General features: G+C 61.2%; 25 protein-coding genes and 1 other RNA gene. 14 read left to right on the forward strand and 12 right to left on the reverse strand.

Going from position 1 to position 25,758, the window contains the following annotated elements; translation table 11 throughout:
• The first annotated feature begins 65 nt into the window (after positions 1-65).
• Together J3361_RS08185 and J3361_RS08190 are read left to right on the forward strand one after the other, a co-directional pair.
• Positions 66-1,964 (forward strand): cytochrome c/FTR1 family iron permease, encoded by a 1,899-nt coding sequence (locus J3361_RS08185; RefSeq protein ID WP_207963816.1) that lies wholly within the window; start codon positions 66-68, stop codon positions 1,962-1,964.
• 145 nt (positions 1,965-2,109) lie between these two features.
• The gene (locus J3361_RS08190) at positions 2,110-2,565 is read left to right on the forward strand and encodes a YaiI/YqxD family protein (protein WP_207963818.1); all 456 of its coding nucleotides are present in this window, start codon (positions 2,110-2,112) and stop codon (positions 2,563-2,565) included.
• Between the two features lie 127 nt (positions 2,566-2,692).
• Here the strand turns inward: J3361_RS08190 and elbB are convergent, their stop codons facing one another.
• Positions 2,693-3,361, reverse strand: coding sequence for an isoprenoid biosynthesis glyoxalase ElbB (gene elbB, locus J3361_RS08195; protein WP_207963820.1), 669 nt, complete (start codon positions 3,359-3,361; stop codon positions 2,693-2,695).
• A gap of 124 nt (positions 3,362-3,485) precedes the next feature.
• On the opposite strand from elbB, the gene J3361_RS08200 reads away from it, so the two are divergent.
• Positions 3,486-4,733: a sterol desaturase family protein gene (locus tag J3361_RS08200; RefSeq protein ID WP_207963822.1), complete on the forward strand. Its 1,248-nt coding sequence runs from the start codon at positions 3,486-3,488 to the stop codon at positions 4,731-4,733.
• Here J3361_RS08200 and J3361_RS08205 read toward each other — a convergent pair.
• Positions 4,714-5,337, reverse strand: a complete 624-nt coding sequence (locus J3361_RS08205) for a DedA family protein (protein ID WP_207963824.1) — start codon at positions 5,335-5,337, stop codon at positions 4,714-4,716. The two genes, J3361_RS08200 and J3361_RS08205, sit on opposite strands and share 20 nt — an antisense overlap.
• A gap of 204 nt (positions 5,338-5,541) precedes the next feature.
• Here J3361_RS08205 and hemB point away from each other — a divergent pair, with 204 nt between their 5' ends.
• Together hemB and ppk1 are read left to right on the forward strand one after the other, a co-directional pair.
• Complete coding sequence (gene hemB, locus J3361_RS08210) at positions 5,542-6,555, forward strand: porphobilinogen synthase (protein ID WP_207963826.1); 1,014 nt, start codon at positions 5,542-5,544, stop codon at positions 6,553-6,555.
• A gap of 17 nt (positions 6,556-6,572) precedes the next feature.
• Positions 6,573-8,789 carry a polyphosphate kinase 1 gene (ppk1, locus tag J3361_RS08215; RefSeq protein WP_207963828.1) on the forward strand — a complete coding sequence of 739 codons (2,217 nt, stop codon included), beginning with the start codon at positions 6,573-6,575 and terminating at the stop codon, positions 8,787-8,789.
• Positions 8,790-8,968: 179 nt separating this feature from the next.
• Here the strand turns inward: ppk1 and ppx are convergent, their stop codons facing one another.
• The 5 genes from ppx to J3361_RS08240 all read right to left on the reverse strand — a co-directional run bounded on the left by ppx (position 8,969) and on the right by J3361_RS08240 (position 13,575).
• Positions 8,969-10,471 carry an exopolyphosphatase gene (gene ppx, locus J3361_RS08220; protein WP_207963830.1) on the reverse strand — a complete coding sequence of 501 codons (1,503 nt, stop codon included), beginning with the start codon at positions 10,469-10,471 and terminating at the stop codon, positions 8,969-8,971.
• Between the two features lie 260 nt (positions 10,472-10,731).
• Entirely contained in the window at positions 10,732-11,466 is a 735-nt protein-coding gene (locus J3361_RS08225; protein WP_207963832.1) for an amino acid ABC transporter ATP-binding protein, read from the reverse strand.
• Positions 11,453-12,103: an amino acid ABC transporter permease gene (locus tag J3361_RS08230; protein ID WP_198724570.1), complete on the reverse strand. Its 651-nt coding sequence runs from the start codon at positions 12,101-12,103 to the stop codon at positions 11,453-11,455. The genes J3361_RS08225 and J3361_RS08230 overlap by 14 nt, the downstream gene beginning before the upstream one ends.
• On the reverse strand, positions 12,100-12,768 hold the full coding sequence (locus J3361_RS08235) for an amino acid ABC transporter permease (RefSeq protein WP_207963834.1): 669 nt from the start codon (positions 12,766-12,768) through the stop codon (positions 12,100-12,102). The genes J3361_RS08230 and J3361_RS08235 overlap by 4 nt, the downstream gene beginning before the upstream one ends.
• A 21-nt stretch (positions 12,769-12,789) precedes the next feature.
• Entirely contained in the window at positions 12,790-13,575 is a 786-nt protein-coding gene (locus J3361_RS08240; protein ID WP_207963836.1) for a transporter substrate-binding domain-containing protein, read from the reverse strand.
• A gap of 254 nt (positions 13,576-13,829) precedes the next feature.
• On the opposite strand from J3361_RS08240, the gene J3361_RS08245 reads away from it, so the two are divergent.
• From J3361_RS08245 to J3361_RS08270, 6 genes are all read left to right on the forward strand, one after another.
• A complete protein-coding gene (locus J3361_RS08245; protein ID WP_207963837.1) occupies positions 13,830-14,537 on the forward strand; it encodes a FadR/GntR family transcriptional regulator in 708 nt (235 codons plus the stop codon).
• Between the two features lie 121 nt (positions 14,538-14,658).
• Positions 14,659-14,988: a thioredoxin TrxA gene (gene trxA / locus J3361_RS08250; RefSeq protein WP_003206727.1), complete on the forward strand. Its 330-nt coding sequence runs from the start codon at positions 14,659-14,661 to the stop codon at positions 14,986-14,988.
• Between the two features lie 241 nt (positions 14,989-15,229).
• Positions 15,230-16,489: a transcription termination factor Rho gene (rho, locus tag J3361_RS08255; protein WP_003177350.1), complete on the forward strand. Its 1,260-nt coding sequence runs from the start codon at positions 15,230-15,232 to the stop codon at positions 16,487-16,489.
• Between the two features lie 124 nt (positions 16,490-16,613).
• On the forward strand, positions 16,614-18,080 hold the full coding sequence (gene ubiD, locus J3361_RS08260; RefSeq protein WP_207963838.1) for a 4-hydroxy-3-polyprenylbenzoate decarboxylase: 1,467 nt from the start codon (positions 16,614-16,616) through the stop codon (positions 18,078-18,080).
• Positions 18,080-19,048, forward strand: coding sequence for a CDP-6-deoxy-delta-3,4-glucoseen reductase (locus tag J3361_RS08265; protein WP_207963839.1), 969 nt, complete (start codon positions 18,080-18,082; stop codon positions 19,046-19,048). Before ubiD ends, J3361_RS08265 begins: the two co-directional genes overlap by 1 nt.
• A 317-nt stretch (positions 19,049-19,365) precedes the next feature.
• Positions 19,366-20,034: a gamma-glutamylcyclotransferase gene (locus tag J3361_RS08270; RefSeq protein ID WP_053189100.1), complete on the forward strand. Its 669-nt coding sequence runs from the start codon at positions 19,366-19,368 to the stop codon at positions 20,032-20,034.
• Here J3361_RS08270 and glpT read toward each other — a convergent pair.
• Positions 20,010-21,359, reverse strand: a complete 1,350-nt coding sequence (gene glpT / locus J3361_RS08275; protein ID WP_207963840.1) for a glycerol-3-phosphate transporter — start codon at positions 21,357-21,359, stop codon at positions 20,010-20,012. The genes J3361_RS08270 and glpT overlap by 25 nt on opposite strands.
• Positions 21,360-21,740: 381 nt before the next feature.
• On the opposite strand from glpT, the gene J3361_RS08280 reads away from it, so the two are divergent.
• Entirely contained in the window at positions 21,741-22,286 is a 546-nt protein-coding gene (locus J3361_RS08280) for an energy transducer TonB (RefSeq protein WP_207963950.1), read from the forward strand.
• A 49-nt stretch (positions 22,287-22,335) separates the two neighbouring features.
• Here the strand turns inward: J3361_RS08280 and J3361_RS08285 are convergent, their stop codons facing one another.
• Positions 22,336-23,313 carry an NADPH:quinone oxidoreductase family protein gene (locus tag J3361_RS08285; RefSeq protein WP_207963842.1) on the reverse strand — a complete coding sequence of 326 codons (978 nt, stop codon included), beginning with the start codon at positions 23,311-23,313 and terminating at the stop codon, positions 22,336-22,338.
• Between the two features lie 150 nt (positions 23,314-23,463).
• On the opposite strand from J3361_RS08285, the gene J3361_RS08290 reads away from it, so the two are divergent.
• Complete coding sequence (locus J3361_RS08290; RefSeq protein ID WP_207963844.1) at positions 23,464-23,880, forward strand: flagellar basal body-associated protein FliL; 417 nt, start codon at positions 23,464-23,466, stop codon at positions 23,878-23,880.
• Between the two features lie 142 nt (positions 23,881-24,022).
• On the opposite strand, the gene J3361_RS08295 is transcribed toward J3361_RS08290, so the two are convergent.
• Positions 24,023-24,475 carry an EVE domain-containing protein gene (locus J3361_RS08295; RefSeq protein WP_207963846.1) on the reverse strand — a complete coding sequence of 151 codons (453 nt, stop codon included), beginning with the start codon at positions 24,473-24,475 and terminating at the stop codon, positions 24,023-24,025.
• A gap of 195 nt (positions 24,476-24,670) precedes the next feature.
• Here J3361_RS08295 and J3361_RS08300 point away from each other — a divergent pair, with 195 nt between their 5' ends.
• Entirely contained in the window at positions 24,671-24,817 is a 147-nt protein-coding gene (locus tag J3361_RS08300; protein WP_162893876.1) for a hypothetical protein, read from the forward strand.
• Positions 24,818-24,852: 35 nt separating this feature from the next.
• Here the strand turns inward: J3361_RS08300 and J3361_RS08305 are convergent, their stop codons facing one another.
• Complete coding sequence (locus J3361_RS08305; protein WP_207963847.1) at positions 24,853-25,458, reverse strand: 5-formyltetrahydrofolate cyclo-ligase; 606 nt, start codon at positions 25,456-25,458, stop codon at positions 24,853-24,855.
• Between the two features lie 114 nt (positions 25,459-25,572).
• Positions 25,573-25,752: non-coding RNA, 6S RNA (gene ssrS / locus J3361_RS08310), on the reverse strand.
• Positions 25,753-25,758: the final 6 nt, after the last annotated feature.

Consider the following 25,758-nt stretch of genomic DNA (forward strand, 5'->3'; position numbering starts at 1 on the left):
CCCTTGAGCCAAAGCCATTGGAAGTGAACAATGTGTTACTTCTTATTACCAACCGAGAGTCATTCATGACTGCGCCGTTCCGTTTGCTGGCCTGGCTTGTATTGCCATTGCTTGCGCTATGCAGCACTTCGCTGCTGGCCGACACCCTCGAAAGTGCCCCCCAGGCGCTGCATTTGTTGGATTACATCGGGGCGGATTACCCGGCCACGGTCGAGGCGGGCAAGGTCATCGACGAGGCGGAATACCGCGAGCAGTTGGAGTTCACCCAGGCGCTGGAAGGGTTGATCGTCGGGTTGCCGGCCAAACCGGAAAAGCCTGAGTTGGTTCAAGGCATCGGCACCTTGCGCACGGCGATCACCCAACGCCAGGATGGCGGCGAGGTTGCCCGTCTGGCGCGGCAACTGGGGGCCAAATTGGCGGTGGCGTACGAAGTCAGCCAGGCGCCGGTCATTACCCCTGATCCCGCCCGCGGCGCGCCGCTCTATGCGCAGAACTGCTCGGTGTGCCACGGTGCCACCGGTGCCGGCGACGGTCCTGCCGGTGTTGGCCTGGAACCGCCGCCCGCCAACTTGCGGGACGCCCAGCGCCTGGATCGCCTGAGCCTCTATGGGATCTACAACACCCTCGGCATGGGCATCGAAGGCACCGACATGCCGGCCTTTGCCGATCAGCTCGACGACCGTCAACGCTGGGATTTGGCGACCTACATCGCCAGCTTCAGCGCCGACCCGGCCGCCGCCACAAGTGGACAGGTTTTCAACCTCGCTGACCTGGCGCGCCAGACCCCGGGCGAAGTCCTCGCCGCGCAAGGCCCGGCAGCGGCGGCGACATTCCGTGCCCAGCGCGCCCAGCCGCCACAGGTGCAACGTGGCCCGGCGCAGTTGCTCGACTACACGGCCGCCACCTTGGATAAAAGCATCGCCGCGTATCGCGCCGGTGACCACGACCAAGCTTACGACCTGTCGGTAGCGGCTTACCTGGAAGGTTTCGAGCTGGTGGAAAGCTCGTTGGATAACGTCGACGCCAACGTGCGCAAGGACACCGAAAAGTCGCTGATGGCCTACCGTCAGTCGCTGCAGGACGGTTTGCCGGTGGAGCAGGCCGAACAGCGCCTGGACGCGGCCAAGGCCAAGTTGAAAGCGTCCGCCGACCTGCTGGGCGGCGATGGCTTGAGCTGGTCGTTGAGCTACATCTCCGGCTTGTTGATCCTGCTGCGCGAAGGGCTGGAAGCGATCCTGGTGCTGGCGGCAATCCTGGCATTCCTGCGCAACACCGGCCAGCAGTCGGCGGTGCGCAGCGTCAACGTCGGTTGGGGCCTGGCGCTGCTGGCCGGCCTGGCGACCTGGGGCCTGGCGGCGTATGTGATCGACGTCAGCGGTGCCCAGCGCGAGTTGCTCGAAGGCGCGACGGCGTTGTTCGCCAGTGTGATGGTGCTGTGGCTGGGCGTCTGGATGCACGACCGTCGTCACGCGGCGGCCTGGCAGGATTACATCAAGAGCAGCCTGGTGGGCGGCGGAGGGCGTTTCGGTTTTGCGATCCTGGCGTTCTTCTCGGTCTATCGCGAACTGTTCGAAGTGATCCTGTTCTACGAAACCCTGTGGCTGCAAGCGGGTCCCGCCGGGCATAACGCGGTGCTGGCCGGCGGTGCGACGGCGCTGGTGTTGCTGGTGGGGCTGGCTTGGGTGATCCTGCGCGGCTCGGCGAAGCTGCCGCTGGCGCTGTTCTTCAGCATCAACGCCGCGTTGCTGTGCGCACTGTCGGTGGTGTTCGCCGGTCATGGCGTAAAGGCGTTGCAGGAAGCCGGGATCTTCGGCACCCATCCGGTGGCGTTCTTCGATTTCGACTGGCTGGGCATTCATGCCGATGCCTATTCGCTGGCGGCCCAAGTGGTGGCGATCCTGGCGATCGTAGTGTTGTATGGACGCAGTTGGGTGGCGGAGAAGCGTCGGGTGCAGGTTTCCTGACAGCGGCATTCGCTGCGCTCATAATCGCGAGCAAGCTTTGCTCCCACACAAGCCTGCTCCCACACAAGCTTTGCTCCCACAGCTAGCACTTACCTGTGGGAGCAAGGCTTGCCCGCGATGCTGTTAATTTAGAGGAAACCACTCAATGCGCGTATGGATCGACGCCGACGCCTGTCCCAAGGCGGCGAAGGAACTGGTGGTCAAGTTCGCCTTGAAGCGCCGGTTCGAGGTGGTGCTGGTGGCCGGCCAACCGCAGATCAAGCCGGCCCTGGCCTGTGTGAAATTAATCGTGGTGCCCAGCGGCCCTGACGCGGCGGACGATTACCTGGTTGAGCACGCCGTGCCGGGTGAGCTGGTGATCTGCAGCGACGTGCCCTTGGCCGACCGGTTGGTAAAGAAGGGCGTCGCCGCCCTGGACCCTAGGGGCAAGGAGTTCGACGCGCAAAACATGGGTGAGCGCCTGGCGGTGCGCAACCTGTTCACCGATTTGCGTGAGCAGGGGCATATGGGTGGCGGCCCTGCGGCGTACAGCGAACGGGACAAGCAAGGGTTTGCCAATGCGCTGGATCGGATCCTGACTCGGTTGACCAGAATCGCTTAAGCCTTGTGCATAACCCCTGTGGGAGCGAGCCTGCTCGCGATGGCGGTGTGTCAGTCAACAGCTATGCCAGCTGAACCGTCGCTATCGCGAGCAGGCTCGCTCCCACATTGGGTTGGCGGTGCTGCTGTTAAACGTCGTTCTCGTGCGTCAACTCCAATACCCGGTCCACCAGCTTATTGATGCCTGAAGCCGCTTCGCTGATGTTCTGCGCCAACATGTAGGCCGGGGTACTGACCAGTTTGCGCGCGTGGTCTTCGACGATGTCGGTCACCGCGCAGTCTTCGTGGGTGCCGCCCATTTTGCTCACGGCCGCCGCCGTGTCCGGGTCGTTGCCGATGGTGCAGGTCACCCCCGGACCATAGATTTTTGCCGCCAGGGCCGGGGAGATGCAGATCAGGCCGACCGGTTTACCGGCCTCGGCAAAGGCCTCGGTCAAGGCCAGGACCTCTGGCTGAACGGTGCAGCCAGCGCCTTCGACGGCGAAGTTCGAGAGGTTCTTCGCCGAGCCAAAGCCACCGGGCACGATCAAGGCATCGAAATCCTCGACCCGGGCTTCACGCAAATCCTTCACGTTGCCCCGGGCGATCCGCGCGGACTCCACCAACACGTTACGGCTCTCAGGCATTTCCTCGCCGGTCAGGTGATTGATCACATGCAACTGGGCAATATTGGGGGCGAAGCACTGGACCTGCGCCCCGCGCTGATCGAGGCGCAGCAAGGTGATCACGCTTTCGTGGATCTCGGCGCCGTCATACACGCCACAGCCGGAAAGGATCACTGCGATTTTTTTGCTCATGGGCTTTTTCTCCAGATTCATGGCGTTAAATGTCTACTAATTTGTCACTCGTTGCCATAGGGGGATCGGGCAGCTACACCTAACCTGCCGACTATCTTCCTGCCTCGCATGCCCGGGTTGCGTCATGAACTTCATCCTGTATGCCGTGCCGTTCTTCTTTGTGCTGATTGCCGTCGAGTTGCTGGCCGATCGCTGGCGGGGGGCGAGCCACTACCGCGTGGCAGACGCGATCAACAGCGTGAGCACTGGCGTGCTGTCGACCACCACGGGCCTGCTGACCAAAGGCGTGGGGCTGGTGACCTATGCCTTTGCGTTGAAGCACCTGGCCGTCATCGAACTCCCTGCCGACCGGGCCTGGACCTGGGTGTTTGCCTTCGTGCTCTACGACTTCTGCTACTACTGGCTGCACCGCATGGGTCATGAGCGCAACATCCTCTGGGCGGCCCATTCGGTGCACCACCAGAGCGAGGACTACAACCTCTCCACCGCGTTGCGCCAGACCAGCACCGGGTTCCTGTTGAGCTGGATCTTCTACGTCCCGCTCGCTGTAGCGGGCGTACCTCTGGTGGTCTTTGTCAGCGTCGCGGCGTTGAATCTGCTCTACCAGTTCTGGGTACACACCCAGCACATTCCCAAGCTCGGCTGGCTGGAGTGGTGTTTCGTCACGCCGTCCAATCATCGTGCCCACCATGCACAGAACCCTCTCTACATGGATCGCAACTACGGCGGGGTGTTCATTATTTGGGACCGTCTGTTTGGCACCTTCCAGGAAGAAGACGACAACGAGCCGGTGATTTTCGGCGTGACCACGCCGCTGGCGAGCTGGAATCCGCTGTGGGCCAACCTGCAGTTCTATGCGCAGCTGTGGGCCGATGCACGGCGGGCCGAGCGCTGGTGGGACAAGCTGCGGATCTGGTTCATGCCCACCGGCTGGCGTCCGGCGGATGTCGCGGCCCGATACCCGCTGAACAAGCCGGACTTGCGCCAGTTCCGCAAATTCGAAGTGCCGCTGGACCTGCGCCAGCAGTGGTACGTGGGGCTGCAGTTCTGCGTCTACATTGCCTTGGGCAGTTACTTGATGAACCTTGAAAGCAGGCTGCCGGTCGCCGCCCTGGTGCTGGGGTGGGGCGCGGTGGCGTTCGGTCTGTTCGTGTTGGGCGTGGCCCTGGAGAATCGCCCGTGGGCGCTGAAGCTGGAGCTGTTGCGGTTGGCCTCGAACCTGCCGCTGGTGTGGCTGGCGCCCTTGGCGGGGTTGTGGCCGGCCAGCGTTGTGATGAGCCATGGGGCCTGGGTCGGGCTGCTCAGCTACAGCCTGCTCAGCGGCATCGGGCTGTACTGCTGCCGCAGCCGGTTTACTCGGTTGGCGTCGTAGGCTCGGCAGACTTGGCTTGTTCGAGTCGCTCGGCTTCAAGGACTTTCTTGGCCAACCGCGCATTCTTGATGCGTCGGCGCAGCCACAGGACCAGGCCCATCACCAGCAGCGTGCCGAGCACCCACAACTCGTATTTCTTGATGCTGCCCAGCATGCCTTCCAACACCGCGCCGAAGTGATACGCGGCAGCGGCCAGGGCCGTGGCCCAGACCGCCGCGCCGATGCCGTTGAGCAGCAGGTAGCGGCCCGGCGGATAGCCCGACAGGCCGATCGCCACCGGCATCACCGTGCGCAGGCCGTAGACGAAGCGGAAGCTCAGGACCCAGATGTCCGGATGCCGGCGGATGTGCTCCAGCGCGCGATCACCCATCAACTGCCAGCGCGGTTTGCGCGCCAAGAGCTTGCGGCCATGCTTGCGCCCCAGGAAATACCACAGCTGGTCGCCCGCATAGCTGCCGCAGAACGCCACGACAACCACCAGGTTGATGTCCATGTAGCCACGGAACGCCAGGAAGCCTGCGAGCACGAGGATGGTTTCGCCTTCGAAGAACGTGCCGATAAACAGGGCCAAGTAACCGAAGTCATGCAGAAATTGTTGGAGCATTGTCTGGGTGCTGGCGAAATGAACGCGCAGCCTAACCCTTCAGGCACATTCAGGAAAGTATCGAAATGTGTCTCGACGTGAACAATTCCTACAGAAGACAATGACTGCGACTACCGGTCGCGCTTTCGCACAACTGTCATGCGTTCGTCATAATGGCCGCTTATAACTGTCACGCTCGCCCGTCTGCGGGCTCAGGAGTCTGCCGTGAGCTTTACCCCCGCCAATCGTCTGTTCCCTGCTACCCGTCTGCGTCGCAACCGCCGTGATGAGTTCTCTCGTCGGCTGGTGCGTGAAAACGTGCTGACCACCGATGACCTGATCCTGCCGGTGTTCGTGCTGGACGGTGAGAACCGTCGCGAGGCGGTGGCGTCGATGCCTGGGGTGGAACGTCTGACCATCGACCTGCTGCTTGAAGAAGCCGCCCACTGGGTCGAACTGGGGATTCCGGCGCTGGCCCTGTTCCCGGTCACGCCGCCGACGCTCAAGTCCCTGGACGCTGCCGAAGCCTGGAACCCGGAGGGCATTGCCCAACGTGCCACCCGCGCCCTGCGCGCGCGCTTCCCGGAGCTAGGGGTGATCACCGACGTGGCGCTGGACCCGTTCACCACCCACGGGCAGGACGGAATCCTCGATGAAGAAGGCTACGTGCAGAACGACATTACCGTCGATGCGCTGGTCCGGCAGGCGTTGTCCCATGCCGAGGCCGGTGCCCAGGTGGTAGCGCCGTCGGACATGATGGACGGGCGCATCCAGGCGATCCGCGAAGCCCTCGAGGTCGCTGGTCACGTCAATGTGCGGATCATGGCCTACTCAGCCAAGTACGCCAGCGCCTATTACGGTCCGTTCCGCGATGCGGTCGGCTCGGCCCTGAACCTGGGCAAGGCCAACAAGGCCTCTTATCAGATGGACCCGGCCAACAGTCAGGAAGCCTTGCACGAAGTGGCGGCTGACTTGTCAGAAGGGGCAGACATGGTCATGGTCAAGCCTGGCATGCCCTATCTCGACATTCTTTGCCGGGTCAAAGACGAATTCAAAGTGCCGACCTTTGTTTATCAGGTCAGCGGCGAGTACGCCATGCACATGGCCGCGATCCAGAACGGTTGGTTGGGCGAAGGGGTGATCCTGGAGTCCTTGACCGCTTTCAAACGCGCAGGCGCTGATGGCATCCTGACTTACTTTGCCGTGCGCGCCGCCCAATTGTTACGAGAGCAGAAATAGCCTCCCAGGAACTTGCGATGAATACCGAAGGACTCACAGAAGTTGCCGTAAAAGACGCTCAACCCGTGGTCGAGCAAGTCGCCGAGACGCCGCCGGAGCTGGAGCCCGCTCCCCCGGCTGTCGTCGAGCCTGCCCCGGCGCCGGCGATTGTTATTCCGAACCTGGATGACAGCAGCCTGTACATCCATCGCGAGCTGTCGCAACTGCAGTTCAACATCCGCGTGCTGGAGCAGGCGCTGGACGAGTCCTATCCGTTGTTGGAACGGCTGAAGTTCTTGCTGATCTTTTCCAGCAACCTGGACGAGTTTTTCGAAATTCGTGTGGCCGGCCTGAAGAAGCAGATCACCTTCGCCCGTGAACAGGCCGGCGCCGATGGCCTGCAACCGCACCAGGCCCTGGCGCGCATCAGCGAGCTGGTCCACGGCCATGTGGACCGGCAGTACGCGATCCTCAACGACATCCTGCTGCCGGAGCTGGAAAAGCACCAGGTGCGCTTCATCCGCCGGCGCAACTGGAACACCAAGATCAAGACCTGGGTGCGCCGCTATTTCCGCGACGAGATCGCACCGATCATCACGCCGATCGGCCTCGATCCGACGCACCCGTTCCCGCTGCTGGTCAACAAGAGCCTGAACTTCATCGTCGAGCTGGAAGGCATCGACGCCTTCGGTCGCGATTCCGGCCTGGCGATCATTCCGGCGCCGCGCCTGCTGCCGCGCATCATTCGCGTGCCGGAAGACGTCGGTGGCCCGGGCGACAATTATGTGTTCCTGTCGTCGATGATCCACGCCCACGCCGATGACCTGTTCCAAGGCATGAAAGTGAAGGGCTGCTACCAGTTCCGCCTGACGCGTAACGCTGACCTGTCGGTGGACACCGAGGACGTCGAAGACCTGGCCCGCGCCCTGCGCGGCGAGTTGTTCTCCCGTCGTTACGGCGATGCGGTGCGCCTGGAGGTGGCCGACACCTGCCCGAAACATCTGTCCGACTATCTGCTCAAGCAATTCAACCTGCATGAGACCGAGTTGTATCAGGTCAACGGCCCGGTCAACCTGACCCGACTGTTCAGCATCACCGGCCTGGACAGCCATCCGGAGCTGCAATATTCGCCGTTTACGCCGCAGATCCCGAAATTGCTGCAAAACAGCGAAAACATTTTCAGCGTGGTGAGCAAGCAGGACATCCTGCTGTTGCACCCGTTCGAGTCGTTCACGCCGGTGGTCGACCTGTTGCGCCAGGCCGCCAAGGATCCCCACGTCCTGGCGGTGCGCCAGACCCTGTATCGCAGCGGCGCCAACTCGGAAATCGTCGATGCCCTGGTGGACGCGGCGCGAAACGGCAAGGAAGTCACGGCGGTGATCGAATTGCGCGCCCGCTTCGACGAGGAATCCAACCTGCAACTGGCCAGCCGCCTGCAAGCGGCCGGTGCGGTGGTGATCTATGGCGTGGTCGGCTTCAAGACCCACGCCAAGATGATGCTCATCCTGCGCCGTGAAGCCGGCGAGATCGTGCGTTACGCCCACTTGGGCACCGGCAACTACCACGCCGCCAACGCCCGTCTGTACACCGACTACAGCCTGCTGACTTCCGACGATGCCTTATGCGAAGACGTCGGCAAACTGTTCAGCCAGTTGATCGGCATGGGCAAGACCTTGCGCATGAAGAAACTACTGCATGCGCCGTTCACCCTGAAAAAGGGCATGCTCGACATGATTGCCCGGGAGACGCAGTTCGCCCTGGATGGCAAGCCGGCCCACATCATTGCCAAGTTCAACTCATTGACCGATCCGAAGATCATCCGTGCGTTGTACAAGGCCAGCCAGTCGGGCGTGCGCATCGACCTGGTGGTGCGCGGCATGTGCTGCCTGCGGCCGGGCATTCCGGGGGTGTCCCACAACATCCATGTGCGCTCGATCATCGGGCGGTTCCTGGAGCATACGCGGGTGTTCTACTTCCTCAACGGCGGCGAGGAGCAGATGTTCCTGTCCAGCGCCGACTGGATGGAGCGCAACCTCGACAAGCGGGTCGAGACCTGCTTCCCGGTGGAAGGCAAGAAGCTGATCCTGCGGGTCAAGAAGGAGCTGGAAAGCTACCTGACCGACAACACCCACAGCTGGAGCCTGCAGTCGGATGGCCGCTACATCCGCAACACGCCGACCGGCAACCAGAACCCGCGCAGCGCCCAGGCGACGTTGCTCGAGCGCTTGAGCAGCCCGGTGTTGGCGGTTCGTTAAAAGCTCGAAGGTTGGGGGGCAGGCTTAGCTTTTGTGGCGAGGGAGCTTGCTCCCGCTGGGCCGGTCCGACGTTTCGGGCGCAGCAGCCCCAACTCTTGGGAGGGCTTCGCCCTCCAGCGGGAGCAAGCTCCCTCGCCACAATGGATTGCAGTTGGGCCACTAGGGACTCCAGCAAGCAATCAGTGAATGTTCAACACAATCCCAACCCGCGTCAGCCATTCCGCTTCCTGGGCGAAGTCGGCCTGGGTCAGTTGGTTCTCTTCCAGCCAATTTTCGGGAAATAGCACATCCAACTGATCGCCATTGGCGTGCAGGACCACCTGGGGCATTTCCTGGGTGCCACGGATGTGGTGGAACAGGATCGCAAAACGCAGCAGCACGCACAGGCGAATCAGCTTGATGCCGTCATCGCCGAACTCGGCAAATTTATCCTTGGGAATGTTGCGTCGATGGCCGCGCACCAATAGCGCGAGCATCTGCTGGTCTTCCCGGGAGAAACCGGCCAGGTCCGAATGCTCGATCAAGTAGGCGCCGTGCTTGTGGTAGTGATAGTGGGCGATGTCCAGGCCCACTTCATGGACCTTGGCGGCCCAACCCAGCAACTCGCGCCAGACCCCGTCGTTCAAATCCCAGTCATCGGCCACCTGGTCGAAGGCGTGCAGGGCCTTGCGCTCGACCCGTACGGCTTGCTCCTGGTCGACGTGATAACGCTCCATGAGCGAGCCCAGGGTGCGTTCGCGCACGTCTTCGTGATGATGACGCCCCAGCAGGTCGTAGAGCACGCCTTCGCGCAGGGCGCCCTCGCAATGGTCCATGCGTTGCAGCTCGAGGGCGTCGAAGATCGCCTCGAGGATCGCCAGGCCCGCCGGGAAAATCGCCCGACGGTCGGGCTTGATGCCTTCGAAATCGATCTTGTCCGCTTCACCGAGCTTGAACACCCTGCGCTTGAGCCAGGCCAGGCCCTCGGCGTTGACTTCGCCAGTGCCGTGGCCACCCGCCTTGAGCGCCAGGCCGATGGCGCGAATAGTCCCCGAGGAGCCGATGGCTTCGTCCCAGGTCAGGCGATGCAGGGCGTGTTCGATGCTCATGATTTCCAGGCGTGCGGCCGTATAGGCCTGGGCGTAGCGGGCCGGGGTGATCTTGCCGTCGCGGAAATAACGCTGGGTGTAGCTGACGCAGCCCATTTGCAGGCTTTCGCGCAGCAGCGGCTCGAAGCGCTGGCCGATGATGAATTCGGTGCTGCCGCCGCCGATGTCCGCCACCAGGCGCTTGCCCGGGGTGTCGGCCAGGGTATGGGAAACGCCGAGGTAGATTAGGCGAGCTTCTTCACGGCCGGAGATGACTTCCACCGGATGGCCGAGGATGGTTTCGGCACGGCGGATGAATTCGCCGCGGTTGCGCGCCTCGCGCAGGGCGTTGGTGCCCACGATCCGCACGGCGCCCAGGGGCATGCCGTTGATCAGTTGGGCAAACCGCTTGAGGCAATCGAGCCCGCGCTGGATGGATTCTTCGCTCAGCTGGCGTTCTTCATCGATGCCGGCGGCCAGTTGGACCTTTTCGCCGAGCCGCTCAAGAATGCGGATTTCCCCGTTCTGGGCCTTGGCGACGACCATGTGGAAGCTGTTGGAGCCCAGGTCGATGGCGGCGATCAGGGACAGATTCTTGGCTTGGGATGGCGGCATGGTCAAAAAGTCTCGGTCGATAACCTCGCCATCCTGCCACGATCGACCGCTTACGCCAACGCGCCTGAACCAAACCCTTGAGCCAGAGCCATTCGCAGGATGCTTCTGTGGCGAGGGGATTTATCCCCGCTGGGCTGCGAAGCGGCCCCCAAACCAGGCAACTCGTCGTGCCAAGAAGATTGAGTTCATAGCTTTAGGGCTGCTGCGCAGCCCAGCGGGGATAAATCCCCTCGCCACAGAGTGTTCTTTGGCAGTAAAAATCAGGCAGGCTCGACCATCCCGATAAAGTTCGCCAGCTCCGGCGTCTGCGGATCGGCGAACAACACCTTGGGATCACCCACTTCATGCACCTTGCCCTGGTGCATGAACACCAGCTTGTCGCCCACTTCCCGGGCGAAGCGCATTTCGTGGGTGACCATGATCAGCGTCATGCCTTCCTTGGCCAACTGCCGCACCACGCTGAGTACTTCGTTGACCAGTTCCGGGTCCAGGGCCGAGGTGATTTCGTCGCACAGCAGCACTTTCGGCGACATTGCCAGGGCCCTGGCAATGGCGACCCGTTGCTGCTGGCCGCCAGACAAACGGTCGGGGAAGGCATCGAATTTCTCGCCGAGCCCGACCCGTTCCAGCATCTGCCGCGCCAGCTCAGTTGCTTTGGCCTTGGACACTTTTTGCACAACCTGCGGCGCGAGCATGACGTTTTCGCCCACCGTCAGGTGCGGGAAGAGGTTGAACTGCTGGAACACCATCCCGACTTTCTGGCGCAGGCTGCGCAGGTCGGCGCGGGCGGCGTCGAGGTACTCGCCGTCGACTTCGATCACGCCATCGTTGATCGATTCCAGGCCGTTGAGGGTGCGCAGCAAGGTGGATTTGCCCGAGCCGCTGCGGCCGATGATCGCCACCACCTGGCCCTCCTCGACGCTCAGGTCGATGCCTTTGAGCACATGATGATCGCCATAGTATTTATGCAGGGCGGTAATTCTAAGCAGAGGCATGCAGTCTCCTTTCCAGGTAGCGCGCGCTGAGGGACAAGGGGTAGCAGAGCAGGAAGTAGCCGAGGGCGACCAGGCCATAGACCATGAACGGCTCGAACGTGGCATTGGCGAGCATGCCGCCGGTCTTGGTCAGCTCGGTAAAGCCGATGATCGACGTGACGGCCGTGCCCTTGACCACCTGCACGGAGAAGCCCACGGTCGGCGCCACGGCGATGCGCAGGGCCTGGGGCAGGATCACGTAGCGCAACTGCTCCAGCGGGTTGAGGGCCAGGCTTGCGGAGGCTTCCCACTGGCCGTTGGAAATCGAATCGACACAACCGCGCCAGATCTCCGCCAGGTAGGCGCTGGTAAACAGCGTCAGGGCAATCGCCGCCGCCATCCACGGGGAAATCTCCACCCCGGCCAGGGCCACGCCGAAGAACACCAGGAACAGTTGCATCAACAGCGGTGTGCCTTGGAACAGCTCGATGTAGGTACGGGCGATGTTGCGGGGCAGGGCGCGTTTGGAGATGCGCAGCACCATCACCAGCAAGCCGATCACGCCACCGCCGATAAACGCCACCAGCGACAGCGCCAGGGTCCATTGCAGGCCGGTGAGCAGGTTGCGCACCACGTCCCAGAAAGTGAAATCGCTCATTGGCTGCTCCTGGCAATGTAGCGACGCCCGACCCAATTGAGGAACTGGCGGATCAACAGCGCCATGCACAAATAGATCAGCGTGGTCAGCGCATAGGTTTCGAACGCGCGGAAGTTGCGCGACTGGATGAAATTCGCGGCAAAGCTCAATTCTTCGGTGGCGATCTGCGAACACACCGCCGAGCCGAGCATCACGATGATGATCTGGCTGCTCAAGGCCGGCCAGACCTTGCCCAGTGCTGGCAGCAGCACCACGTGGCGGAACGCCTCGAAGCGGCTCATCGCCAGGGCGGCGGCGGCTTCCAGTTGCCCCCGCGGAATTGCCTGGATACCGGCGCGAATGATCTCGGTGGAATAGGCGCCAAGGTTGATCACCATTGCCAGCACCGCCGCCTGCCATTCGGAAATCTGCAAGCCCAGGGACGGCAAGCCGAAGAAGATGAAAAACAGCTGCACCAGGAACGGCGTGTTGCGGATCAACTCCACGTACACGCCGAAGATCGCTGCGAACGGACGAATGTTCCAGGCCCGGACCACGGCCCCGACAATGCCCAGGCCGACCCCGAGCAACGTGCCGATGGCCGTCAGTTCCAAGGTGAACAGCGCACCGCGCAACAGCAGCTCGGTGTTTTGCACCACCGGCAGGAAATCGAACTGATAAGCCATGCTCAGCCTCTCAAGCGACGGTCAGAGATCGGCCGGCAGCGGCTGCTTGAGCCAGGTCTGGGAATTCTTTTCCAGGCTGCCATCGGTCTTGGCGGTGGCGAGGATCTGGTTGACCTTGTCCAGCAATGCCGGCTCGTTCTTGTTCACGCCCACGTAAACCGGCGAGTCCTTGAGTTTTACCTTCAGCGCCGGAACACGCTTGGGGTTGCGTTCGCTGATGGCGACCATCACCACGTTGCCGCTGGCGATCAGGTCCACCTGGCCGGCCAGGTAGGCGGCGATGGTCGAGTTGTTGTCTTCGAAGCGCTTGATGGTGGTGCCTTCGGGGGCGACCTTGGTCAGCTCGATGTCTTCGATGGCGCCACGGGTGACGCTGATGGTCTTGCCCTTGAGGTCGTCCAAAGTGTTGATGGCGGCATCGGGCGGGCCGAACACGGCCAGGTAGAACGGTGCATAGGCACTGGAGAAGTCGATGACCTTTTGCCGCTCCGGGTTCTTGCCCAGGCTGGAAATTACCAGGTCGACCTTGCCGGTGGTGAGGAAGGGGATGCGGTTGGTGCTGTTGACTGGGGTCAGTTCAAGCTTGACCTTGAGCTGGTCGGCCAGCAGTTTCGCGGTGTCGATGTCCAGGCCGCGGGGCTTCATGTCCGGGCCGACCGAACCGAAGGGCGGGAAGTCCTGGGGCACGGCGACCTTGAGGGTGCCACGCTTGACCACGTCTTCCAGGCCATCGGCGTGGGCAGGCAGCTGACAAAGCATCAGGCTGGCGAACAGGGCTGTGAGCAGGGCGCTGCAACGCTGAATCATGGCGAATCTCCGCAATCGGTGATGTGATTTCTGCGTTCGGACAGAGCACAGGCCATGCCAAGCCGGCTTTTAATCGGTCAAAGCCACGGTTTTGCTGGTGGGAGGCGGTCTTACTGGTCTGAACAGTTGCGCCGCGTTTCGCACCTTTATCGAGCGTCGGCATTTGCCGCCGAACCCTGCTGGGGCACGACTTGCCGGACGCGGCGAATAGCTTTACAACTAGCCGCTCACTGGCCCGGTTCGTCTGAAAAATCATGAATTCCATCGCTCGTGCCGTTCCTGAAGTGGCGCTGCAAGCCATCCGCAAACTGATCGTCGATGAAGGCTTCGGCCCCGGCGATGCGCTGCCGTCGCAACGGGACCTGGCACTGCAACTGGGGGTGAGCCGGGCGTCGTTGCGTGAAGCGCTGTCCTCCTTGAGTGCCTTGGGCATGATCAGCGTGCAGCCGGGCAAGGGCGTGTTCGTGCAGGCACCGGTAGAGGCTCCACGCAGCGAGTCCGCGCCGGGCTGGCCGTTCGCGGCCCAGGCTTCGCCGGTGGACATCTTCCAGTTGCGCTACGCCCTGGAGGGTTTCGCGGCGGGGTTAGCGGCGGTGACGCTCAGCGCCGATGAGCTCGACCGGTTGCAAGACAATGTCGAAGCCATGCGCCGGGAATTGAAGGTCGGGGATTTCGATGCCGCCGCGCGGCTGGATTTCGAATTCCATCGGCGAATCCTGCTGGCCAGCGGCAACCAGGCGATGCTGAGCATCCTCACCGCCAGCGCCGACATCTTCCTGGAAAGCCAGAAACTACCGTTCATCCGGGCGGAGCGGGCGATGGAAACCTGGCAGGAGCATCGCAAGATCCTTCGCGCCCTGGCCCGCCGGGCGTCAGTCGCTGCGCAAAAAGCCATGCAGGAACATGTACGTAACGCTGCGCTGCGTACCGGGATTTCCTTCGTCGCGCCCACGGCTTCATAAGCCGGGTCATACCCAAATACATCCTGCGCCATAGCGAGACTCAATCAACTGCGGCTTCCTGAACCCGGGAAGGGCCGCTATGATGGGCCACGTTTTTTTGCTGATGACCCCGGAGATTTCCATGAGCAGCGATCTGATCAAACACGTTAGCGACGCTAGCTTCGAAGCTGACGTTCTCAAGGCCGAAGGCGCGGTACTGGTCGACTATTGGGCTGAGTGGTGCGGTCCTTGCAAAATGATCGCTCCGGTCCTGGACGAGATTGCCGAGACCTACAAGGGCAAGCTGACCGTTGCCAAGCTGAACATCGACGAAAACCAGGAGACGCCGGCCAAGCACGGCGTGCGTGGTATCCCGACCCTGATGCTGTTCAAGAACGGCAACGTCGAAGCCACCAAGGTCGGTGCGCTGTCGAAGTCGCAACTGGCCGCTTTCCTCGACGCCAACATCTAAGCGCCGAATGCCACTGGAAAAGCCCCGCAAATCGCGGGGCTTTTTCGTTATTCGGGGCTAGACGCTTGGAAACCCAGGTGGTACATTCGGCCCCGCACTGGTTTCTCCAGTGCCCCCTGCAAGCCGTCGCCGACGCTCTCCTTTCGAATAAGTACGCGATCCTGTCGCCTTCTCCGCGGCGCGGCCTCATTAAGCCAAAAGCTTAATTTCCCCCCTCCATAAATGATTACGTCATTCCTATATGAATCTGACTGAACTCAAGCAAAAGCCGATTACCGAACTGCTCGAATTGGCCGAACAGATGGGCATAGAAAATATGGCCCGTTCGCGCAAGCAGGACGTGATTTTCTCCCTGCTCAAGAAGCACGCGAAAAGCGGCGAGGAAATCTCCGGTGATGGCGTGCTGGAGATTCTCCAGGACGGCTTCGGCTTTCTTCGCTCCGCAGACGCTTCCTATCTCGCCGGTCCAGACGATATCTACGTCTCGCCGAGCCAGATCCGTCGCTTCAACTTGCGCACCGGTGACACCATCGTTGGCAAGATCCGTCCTCCGAAGGAAGGCGAGCGTTATTTCGCCCTGCTCAAGGTCGACACGATCAACTTCGACCGTCCGGAAAACGCGAAGAACAAGATTCTCTTCGAGAACTTGACTCCGCTGTTCCCGACCGTGCGCATGAAGATGGAAGCCGGCAACGGTTCCACCGAAGACCTCACCGGTCGTGTCATCGACCTGTGCGCACCCATCGGCAAAGGCCAGCGTGGCCTGATCGTGGCACCGCCGAAAGCGGGCAAGACGATCATGCTGCAGAACATCGCGGCCAACATCGCCCGTAACAACCCTGAAGTTCACCTGATCGTATTGCTGATCGACGAACGTCCGGAAGAAGTGACCGAGATGCAGCGCACCGTGCGCGGCGAAGTGGTCGCCTCGACGTTCGACGAGCCGCCAACCCGTCACGTGCAGGTCGCTGAAATGGTGATCGAGAAGGCCAAGCGCCTGGTCGAGCACAAGAAGGACGTGGTGATCCTGCTGGACTCCATCACCCGTCTGGCCCGCGCCTACAACACCGTGATCCCGAGCTCCGGCAAGGTGCTGACCGGTGGTGTCGATGCCCACGCCCTGGAAAAACCCAAGCGTTTCTTCGGCGCCGCGCGGAACATTGAGGAAGGCGGTTCGCTGACCATCATCGCCACCGCACTGGTTGAAACCGGTTCGAAGATGGACGAAGTGATCTACGAGGAATTCAAGGGCACCGGCAACATGGAGCTGCCCCTGGACCGTCGTATCGCCGAGAAGCGTGTGTTCCCGGCCATCAACATCAACCGTTCCGGTACCCGTCGCGAAGAACTGCTGACCGCCGACGACGAGTTGCAGCGCATGTGGATCCTGCGCAAGCTGCTGCATCCGATGGATGAAGTCGCTGCCATCGAGTTCCTGGTCGACAAGCTGAAGGCGACCAAGACCAACGATGAGTTCTTCCTGTCGATGAAACGCAAGTAAATCGCCAGGACAGGCCAGCAAGAGCCGGGGAAACCCGGCTTTTTGCTATCTGTGCATTCACTATTCTGAACGGGCGGCGTTAAACTCGGGCCCCCGAACGCCACGGCGACCATGAGGCTTTTGCATGCAGTATCGCGACTTGCGCGACTTTATCAGTGGGCTGGAACAGCGCGGCGAACTCAAGCGCATCCAGGTGCCGGTGTCCCCTGTCCTGGAAATGACCGAGGTCTGCGACCGCACCCTGCGCGCAAAAGGCCCGGCGCTGTTGTTCGAAAATCCGACGGGTTATGACATCCCGGTGCTGGGCAACCTGTTCGGCACACCGGAGCGCGTGGCCTTGGGCATGGGGGCCGAAGCCGTCAGCGAACTGCGCGAGATCGGCAAGCTGTTGGCGTTCCTCAAGGAGCCGGAGCCGCCGAAGGGCCTGAAGGACGCTTGGTCGAAGCTGCCGATTTTCCGCAAGATCATTTCCATGGCGCCAAAAGTCGTCAAGGACGCGATCTGCCAGGAAGTGGTGATCGAGGGCGACGATGTCGATTTGGCTATGCTGCCGGTACAGACCTGCTGGCCGGGCGACATCGGCCCGCTGATCACTTGGGGCCTGACCGTTACCAAAGGCCCGAACAAGGACCGCCAGAACCTGGGCATCTACCGTCAGCAGGTGATCGGCCGCAACAAGGTCATCATGCGCTGGTTGAGCCATCGTGGCGGCGCGCTGGACTACCGTGAGTGGTGTGAAAAACACCCCGGCCAGCCCTTCCCGGTGTCGGTGGCCCTGGGCGCGGATCCGGCGACCATCCTTGGCGCCGTCACGCCCGTGCCCGACAGCCTCTCCGAATACGCGTTCGCCGGCCTGCTGCGGGGCAACCGCACCGAGCTGGTGAAATGCCGCGGCAACGACCTGCAAGTGCCGGCCACCGCCGAAATCATTCTGGAAGGGGTGATCCATCCCGGCGAAATGGCCGATGAGGGTCCATACGGCGACCACACCGGTTACTACAACGAAGTCGACAGTTTCCCGGTGTTTACCGTCGAGCGCATCACCCATCGGATCAAACCGATTTACCACAGCACCTACACCGGCCGTCCACCGGATGAGCCGGCCATCCTCGGCGTGGCGCTGAACGAAGTGTTCGTGCCGATCCTGCAAAAGCAGTTTCCGGAAATCACCGATTTCTATTTGCCGCCGGAAGGCTGTTCGTATCGCATGGCCGTGGTAACCATGAAGAAGTCGTATCCGGGCCACGCCAAGCGGGTGATGCTCGGGGTCTGGTCGTTTTTGCGACAGTTCATGTACACCAAGTTCGTTATCGTCACCGACGACGATATCAATGCACGGGATTGGAACGACGTGATCTGGGCCATCACCACGCGCATGGACCCCAAGCGCGACACGGTGATGATCGAGAATACGCCGATCGACTACCTCGACTTCGCCTCGCCGGTGTCCGGCCTGGGGTCGAAGATGGGGCTCGATGCCACGCATAAATGGCCCGGTGAAACCACCCGTGAGTGGGGCCGGGTTATCGTCAAGGATGAAGCCGTTACCCAACGGATCGATGCCATCTGGAATCAGTTAGGAATAGATTGATGCGTGTAACCTTGCAGCCTTCCGGCGCGGTGCTGGAGATACAGCCAGCGGAGCGGATTCTCGATGGCGCGCGGCGCCTGGGCTATGAATGCCCGCAAAGCTGCCGCAACGGCAACTGCCACGTCTGTGGTGCGTTGCTGGTGGAAGGCCGTGTGCAACAGGCGGGCGAGGTGCGCGATCACGGTGAGATCTTCACCTGCATCGCCGAGCCGCTGGAGGACTGCGTGGTGTTGTGGGACGGCGTGCTGTCGCCGGGTGAGCTGCCGGTACGCAACCTGGCGTGCCAGGTCATTGAGTGCGCCGACGTGGGCGGCGATGTCTGGCGAGTGCGCCTGCGGGCGCCAGCGGGCAAGCCACCGCGCTATCACGCCGGGCAGTATCTGATGATCGAACGGGAGAACGGCGAGAAATCGGCTTTTTCCCTGGCTTCGGCGCCGCATTCCGGGCGCGAGCTGCAATTGCATGTCTTGGTGCGCGAAAGCAGTGCACAGGCGCTGCTGGAGCAACTTCGACGCAACCCCAGCGTGCGCGTCGAAATGCCGTTTGGCGACACGCATTTGTCCGAGCTGCCGGAAGGTCCATTGGTGCTGATCGCCGCTGGGACCGGCATGGCGCAGATGCACAGCTTGATCGAGCACTGCCGCGCGGCGGGCTTCAAGCACCCGGTGCACCTGTATTGGGGCGTACGGCGACCGGAAGATTTCTACGAAATCGAGCATTGGGACGAATGGAAAAAACTGCCGAACCTGTTCCTGCATAAAGTCGTCAGCGACTTGTGCAGCTGGGAAGGGCGCTGCGGGATGCTCCATGAAGCGGTGTGCGAGGACATCAGCGATCTTTCTGGTGTGCACGTCTATGCCAGCGGCTCGCCAGCCATGATCTACGCCACGCTCGATGCCTTGGTGGAAGCCGGCATGGATGCTCATCAGATGCGCGCCGATGTGTTTGCGTATGCGCCGCGGGCTTGAGCCGCATTCATCCACCCAGGCTTAGGTCTGCTTTTTGTGGCGAGGGAGCTTGCTCCCGCTCGGTTGCGCAGCGACCGCCTCTTTTGGGACTGCTTCGCAGTCCAGCGGGAGCAAGTTCCCTCGCCACAACAGCAGATGTCCATCCATCGATATAACTTCATATATTTCGTTTCGATATTTAGTCTTGGGGCTAGATACCGATAACGTATATAGGGTGCGCAATGGCATTTAACTTGCCTCAATTCCCCTGACCGTCAACACCATGGCGGCACCCCCGACTACCTTCCGCCCCCGCGAGGAGCCAACCGCTACCGGCCATGACCGCTATCGAATCCGCCATTACCTGTGCCTTGTACCCGCCACGACTCGAACTGGGCCCGCAGCTGACCCGTGAACAATTGCTCGCCTCGATGCAGTTGACCATGAGTCTCCACCAGGGTGGTCCGGTCTGGTTGTTCGCGTACGGTTCATTGATCTGGCGGCCGGAATGCACGGCGGTGGAGCGGGTGCGCGGCCGGGTCCATGGTTACCATCGCGGTTTATACCTGTGGTCCCACGAACACCGTGGCACCCCGGAATTACCAGGGTTGGTGTTCGGATTGGATCGTGGCGGTTCGTGCAGCGGTTTTGCCTACCGGTTGCCGGAGGAAAATCTCGAGGACTCACTGTTTGCCCTGTGGCAGCGCGAGATGCCGGTGCCGTCCTATCGCCCGCACTGGCTCAGTTGCCGTCTCGAGGATGGCAGTCGGGTGCAAGCCTTGGGTTTTGTGTTGGAGCGACACCTGCCCAGCTATGCCGGCAACTTGCCGGACCATGTGCTGAGCCAGGTGTTCGAAAGCGCCTGTGGGCGTTACGGCACCACTCGCGATTATGTCGAGCAGACCGTCCACGCCCTGCGCAGCCACGCCATGCCAGACCGGAACCTGGAGGCGCGGCTCAAGCGCTGCCAATCAGCGCTGGATCAGGCGACCGCTTCGCGGCTCTGACTGGCGATTTGCTTGTGCCGTAGGGTTGGCGCGAGGAATGCCATCGCCAACAGGCAGGCGACGACCAGCAGGATGAAACCGCCATCCCAGCCGAAATAGTCCACTGTGTAGCCCATCATGGCACTGGCCGCGACCGATCCCCCCAGGTAACCAAACAGACCGGTAAAGCCGGCAGCCGTGCCCGCCGCTTTCTTCGGCACCAATTCCAGCGCCTGCAGACCCACCAACATGACCGGACCGTAGATCAGAAAGCCGATCGCGAACAGCGAGATCATGTCGACCATCGGGTTGCCTGGCGGATTCAGCCAGTAAACGATTGTCGCAACGGTCACCAATGCCATGAACACCATGCCCGTCAGGCCACGGTTGCCCCGGAAGATCTTGTCGGACATCCACCCGCACAGCAGCGTGCCGGGAATGCCGGCCCACTCGTACAGGAAGTAAGCCCAGGACGACTTGTCGAAGTTGAAGTGCTTGACCTCTTTCAGATAGGTCGGCGCCCAATCCAGGATGCCGTAGCGCAACAAGTAGACGAAGACGTTGGCCAGGGCGATGAACCAAAGCATTTTGTTGCGCAGCACGTATTTGACGAAGATGTCCTTGGCGCTGAATTCTTCTTCGTGGCTGGCATCGTAGCCTTCCGGGTAATCGTTCTTGTACTTCTCGATGGGTGGCAAACCCGTCGACTGCGGCGTGTCACGCATGACAATGAAGGCAAATACAGCGACCAGCAGTGCCACCGCTGCCGGCACGTAGAACTTGCTGTGCCAGTCGTTGAACCAGCCCATGCCAAGGATTGCCAGTGGACCGATCAGGCCGCCGCCGACGTTGTGGGCGGTGTTCCATACCGAAACCACACCGCCGCGTTCTTTCTGCGACCACCAATGCACCATGGTGCGCCCGCTCGGTGGCCAACCCATGCCTTGGGCCCAGCCGTTGATGAACAACAGGATGAACATCATGGTCACGCTGGAGGTTGCCCACGGTGCGAAACCGAAAACGAACATGACACCAGCGGACACGATCAGGCCAAAGGGCAGGAAGTAACGAGGGTTGGAGCGATCGGACACGATGCCCATCAAAAACTTGGAAAGGCCGTAGGCGATCGCGATCGCCGACACCGCTACGCCCAGTTGGCCTTTTGAATAGCCTTGGGCGATCAGATCCGGAAAGGCCAGGGTGAAGTTCTTGCGCAGCAGGTAGTAACCGGCATACCCAATGAAAATCCCGGCGAATATCTGCCAGCGAAGGCGTCGATAGGTGCTGTCTATTTTTTCTTCAGGCAAAGGAGCCTGGTGGGCGGCAGGTCGAAAGAAAGCAAACATTCAAGTGCTCCAGGTTCTTGTTATGGTGTCGGATGCGAATGTTACAGTTTCGTTACCGAAAATAGCATTGCTCGTTGTCGCATAAAAAGCAGAAATTTTGATTGAACATGTTCTTAAGTGAACATGTCGTTCAGGCGTAAGCGAAGGACGTTGTAGGAAATGTCTTTGCGATGCCTTTTCATGCGCGGTATTGGTGAATACGGGCAAAACGCTGGGAAACATCCTTCGCCCAAATGGGAAGTCTCGCTATAGGGCCCGTGAGCCATGTTCTTTACCCTTTACGTTTCTGCCAGGTCTGGCATTCAGCTGAGGGGTAGGGGGATGAGGTGGTGTGTGGTGATGCTGTTGCTGTGCTTGTCCGGTACGAGCGGGGCAGCGGAGATGTTGTTGGTGCCTGTACATAATCCCGGGCCGGATTACCCGACGGCCCTGCTCCGGAAAGGCATCATCGGTACGGTCCGGATCGCCTTCAGGGTGCATGCCGACGGTCATGTCGATGAGATCGCGGTCCTGCACAGTGATCATCCGGATTTCGCCGAGGCTGCACGGGAGGCTGTGGGCCAATGGCGCTTCAAGCCGTGGACCGTGGATCATGAGCATCCGGCGCAGACACACGTCGTTGCACCCTTTGAGTTCCGCCTGGATGACTTGCCGCTGGACGCCAATAAATGGATCAAGACCTGGAAATGCTCGGACATCAACGCCCACGCCAACGGCCAGCTATGGGTGCAGGATCTGCTCCCGTTTCACTACACGCGTCTCTATTTATCCAATGTGTTTTTCATCAAGCAGTTACCGGAAACCGAGCGCCTGGACTTGATTACCCGGTTCAACCGGCTCTTGCCCTCGATCGTGCAACGCTGCGGGAGTTTTCCGGCGGCACGGTATATGCGGATGTTGCCGAAGGAGGTTCGAGAGTTGCTTTAGTGCGGGTCAATGGCGGTCCGGCGCATGGGGCATGACCGCCTTGACGCATTCAACGCACCTGCACAACCACCTTCCCCACCGCCTTGCGCTGCCCCAGGTCGTTGATCGCCTGGGCGGCGTTGCTCAGCGGGTACACCTGCGATACCAGCGGCTTGAGCTTGCCCTCAGCGAACCAGTCGAACAGTTGCTGGAAGTTGGCGGCGTTGTCCTGAGGTTGGCGTTGGGCGAAGGAGCCCCAGAACACGCCAACCACGGCAGCGCCCTTGAGCAGGGCCAGGTTCACCGGCAGTTCGGGGATGCGCCCGCTGGCAAAACCCACCACCAGCAGCCGACCGTTCCAGGCGATGGCGCGGATGGCCTGGTCGAACAGGTCGCCACCCACCGGATCGTAGATCACGTCGGCGCCTTGGCCGTCGGTGAGGCGCTTGATTTCATCCTTCAGGCTGGTTTCTGTGTAATTGATCAAATCGTCGGCACCGGCGGCCTTGGCCACGGCGAGTTTTTCCGCACTGCTGGCGGCGGCGATCACCCGGGCACCCATGGCCTTGCCAATCTCCACGGCCGCCAGGCCAACGCCACCGGAGGCGCCGAGCACCAGCAGGGTCTCGCCGGGCTGCAGGTTGGCCCGTTGCTTGAGGGCGTGCATCGAGGTGCCGTAGGTCATGCTGAAAGCCGCGGCGGTGTTAAAGTCCATGGACTGGGGGATCGGCAACACGTTGTAGCCGGGAACCGCCACCTGTTCGGCAAAGCTGCCCCAGCCGGTCAGCGCCATCACCCGGTCGCCGACCTTCAAGTGGCTGACGCTCTCACCCACCTGGCTGACCACGCCCGCCGCTTCGCCGCCGGGGGAAAACGGGAAGGGTGGCTTGAATTGGTATTTGCCCTCGATGATCAGCGTGTCCGGGAAATTCACCCCGGCGGCGTGCACGTCCAGCAGCACTTCGTTCTTCTTGGCGATGGGGCTGGCGACGTCTTCCAGCACCAGCGATTCGGCGGGGCCGAATTCTTTGCACAGCACGGCTTTCATCAGGGCTATTCCTTTGGGAGTGATGGCCGATAAGTGTAGGTGTGAGAGACAACGGGTCAACGAGCATGCCCCGCCCTGATAGCTGGCCATAAGCTTGTGCTTGAACGGCGGGTCGGTATGCTGGGCCGCAAACCGGATGAGGAATCAGATGTGAAAGCGTGGATCATGTTGATGCTGGCCCTGTCGCTGCCTGTGGCGACGATGGCCGAAGAGACCAAGGAAGCGAAAGAGGGCGAGGCACCGAAGGTCAGCTACATCACCCTCAGCCCGCCGTTCGTGGGCAACTATGGCTTGGACGGCACGGCAAAGCTGAAGGTCTACAAGGCCGACGTGGCCCTGCGCGTGACCGGTGATGCCGCTGCGGCGGCGGTCAAGGCCAACGAGCCGCTGATTCGTAACCAATTGGTGGCGTTGTTTGCCCAGCAGACTACCGAGGGGATGAACAACCTCGAAGCCAAGGAAAAACTGCGTCAGGAAGCGTTGAAGCAGACCCAGCAAGTGATGAACGACGAGACTGGCAAGCCGATGGTGGATGATTTGTTGTTCAACAACCTGATCATTCAATAAGTTTTGTGGTGGCTGGGCGGGCCCTTTCGCGAGCAAGCCCGCTCCCACAGGTATCCAGAGTGTTCGCAAATACTGTGGCCACCCCGGATCAACTGTGGGAGCGAGCCTGCTCGCGAAGGCGGTTGAACAGTCGCCGCATTGCTCAAGGTTTTAAAGCAACTACCGCCGCCCACTGCTCAGCCGTCACCGGCATCACCGAAAGCCGCGAGCCTTTCTGCACCAGCGGCATTTCCGCCAGGGCGGTCTGTTGTTTGAGGTAGTCGAGCTTCAGGACGTGGCGGAACGTTTCGACATGGGCCACGTCGATCGCGGTCCAAGGGTTTTTATCAGCGCTGGCCTTGGGGTCGAAGTAATGGCTGTCCGGGTCCAGGGCGGTCGGGTCGGGGTAGGCCGCTTGGATGATTTTGCCGATCCCGGCGATACCGGGCTCGGGGCAACTGGAATGGTAGAAAAAGAATGTGTCGCCCACCGCCATGGCCCGCAAAAAATTGCGTGCCTGGTAGTTGCGAACCCCGTCCCAACGGGCCTGGCCGAGCTTTTCCAGGCCCTGGATGGACAATTCGTCAGGCTCGGATTTCATCAGCCAATAGGCCATGATTGCTACTCCTTGGCGGTGTGAAAAAAAATAGTTCAGCGATTTTATGACAAACCGACAGTCGGTTGACGCCAGAGTTTGCGTGTAGGGTCCGGTTGCCGCAAAATGCCGGCCTTCCAAGCTTGACGCTGCTGCACGGCCAATAAGAAAACCGCTGCTGTCATCGTGTGTGATATGCCTTGAGGGGGGCAATCGATGAAACGCAAACCGGATTTGTTGTGGATCTTGGTCATTCTGTTCGGCCTGGGTGTCGTGACCACGGGTTACGCCCAAAGCCTGTGGGCTAACAAGACCGAGGCGCCGGTGGATATCACCCAGCCCGCGCCATCGCTCAAACGCTGAATTCGCTTTCCAGGCGCCGTTGATGACTGCGGCGTCTATCCCGCAATATACCAACGCCTGTCGCTGACCGTTCCCTGTAGCGGTACGTCCCAGCTTGCCTGCGCCAATCGTTCGACCTTCTGGCATTCATGGGCCAGCCCCAATAGCGTTGGCTTGCGCCACTGCTTGCGTCGCGCCAGGTACGCCAGGCTGCGGTCGTAAAAACCGCCGCCCATGCCCAATCGACCTCCCGCATCGTCAAACCCCACCAGTGGCAACAGCACCAGGTCCAGCGTCCAGACCTTGCGTTGCCGGGCGATGTTCTTGCGTGGTTCAGGGATACGAAACCGATTGGGCTGCATTTGTTCGCCGGGGTGGATGCGTTGGAATACCATCTTGGTCTGCGGCCACGGGCTGAGTACCGGCAGGTAAGTGGCCTTGCCCCGGTGCTGGGCCTCGCGTAGCAGCAGGCGCGGGTCGATTTCGCCATCGTTGGGCAGGTACAGGGCGATGTGCTTTGCACGGCGAAACAGCGGGTGCTGGGCCAGTTGTTTGTACAGCCCGCGGGCGGCTTGCCGTTGCTGGGCGGGCGTCAGGGCGCGACGGGCCTGGCGCAGCAGGCGTCGAAGTTGCGGGCGGGGCAGCAGCGCGGGTTCGGTCATATCAAGGCTTCACGCAGTGGCGATGCCACAGCGTAACCGCAAAACAAATGCCCAGAAAATGCCTGTGTCAGAAACGACAATGCCAGTCCCTATGGACTGGCATTGTCTGGAGTCAGGCTCCCCGGATGAACCGCTGTCGGCTTAGCCCTTGAACCCGAAAGTTCAAGGTGGAAGTTGCAGGGGGCGTTAAGGCTTTCCGTCAAGCGGACATGCACACCGGCCCCAACGTGCAACCCCCGTGGTTGTGCGTATCGGCTCAGGGACATCACCAACTGGCAAGCACCCCAGGGAGTGACGCGA

The organism is Pseudomonas sp. OA65 (assembly GCF_017498305.1).
GTDB lineage: Bacteria > Pseudomonadota > Gammaproteobacteria > Pseudomonadales > Pseudomonadaceae > Aquipseudomonas > Aquipseudomonas zanjanensis.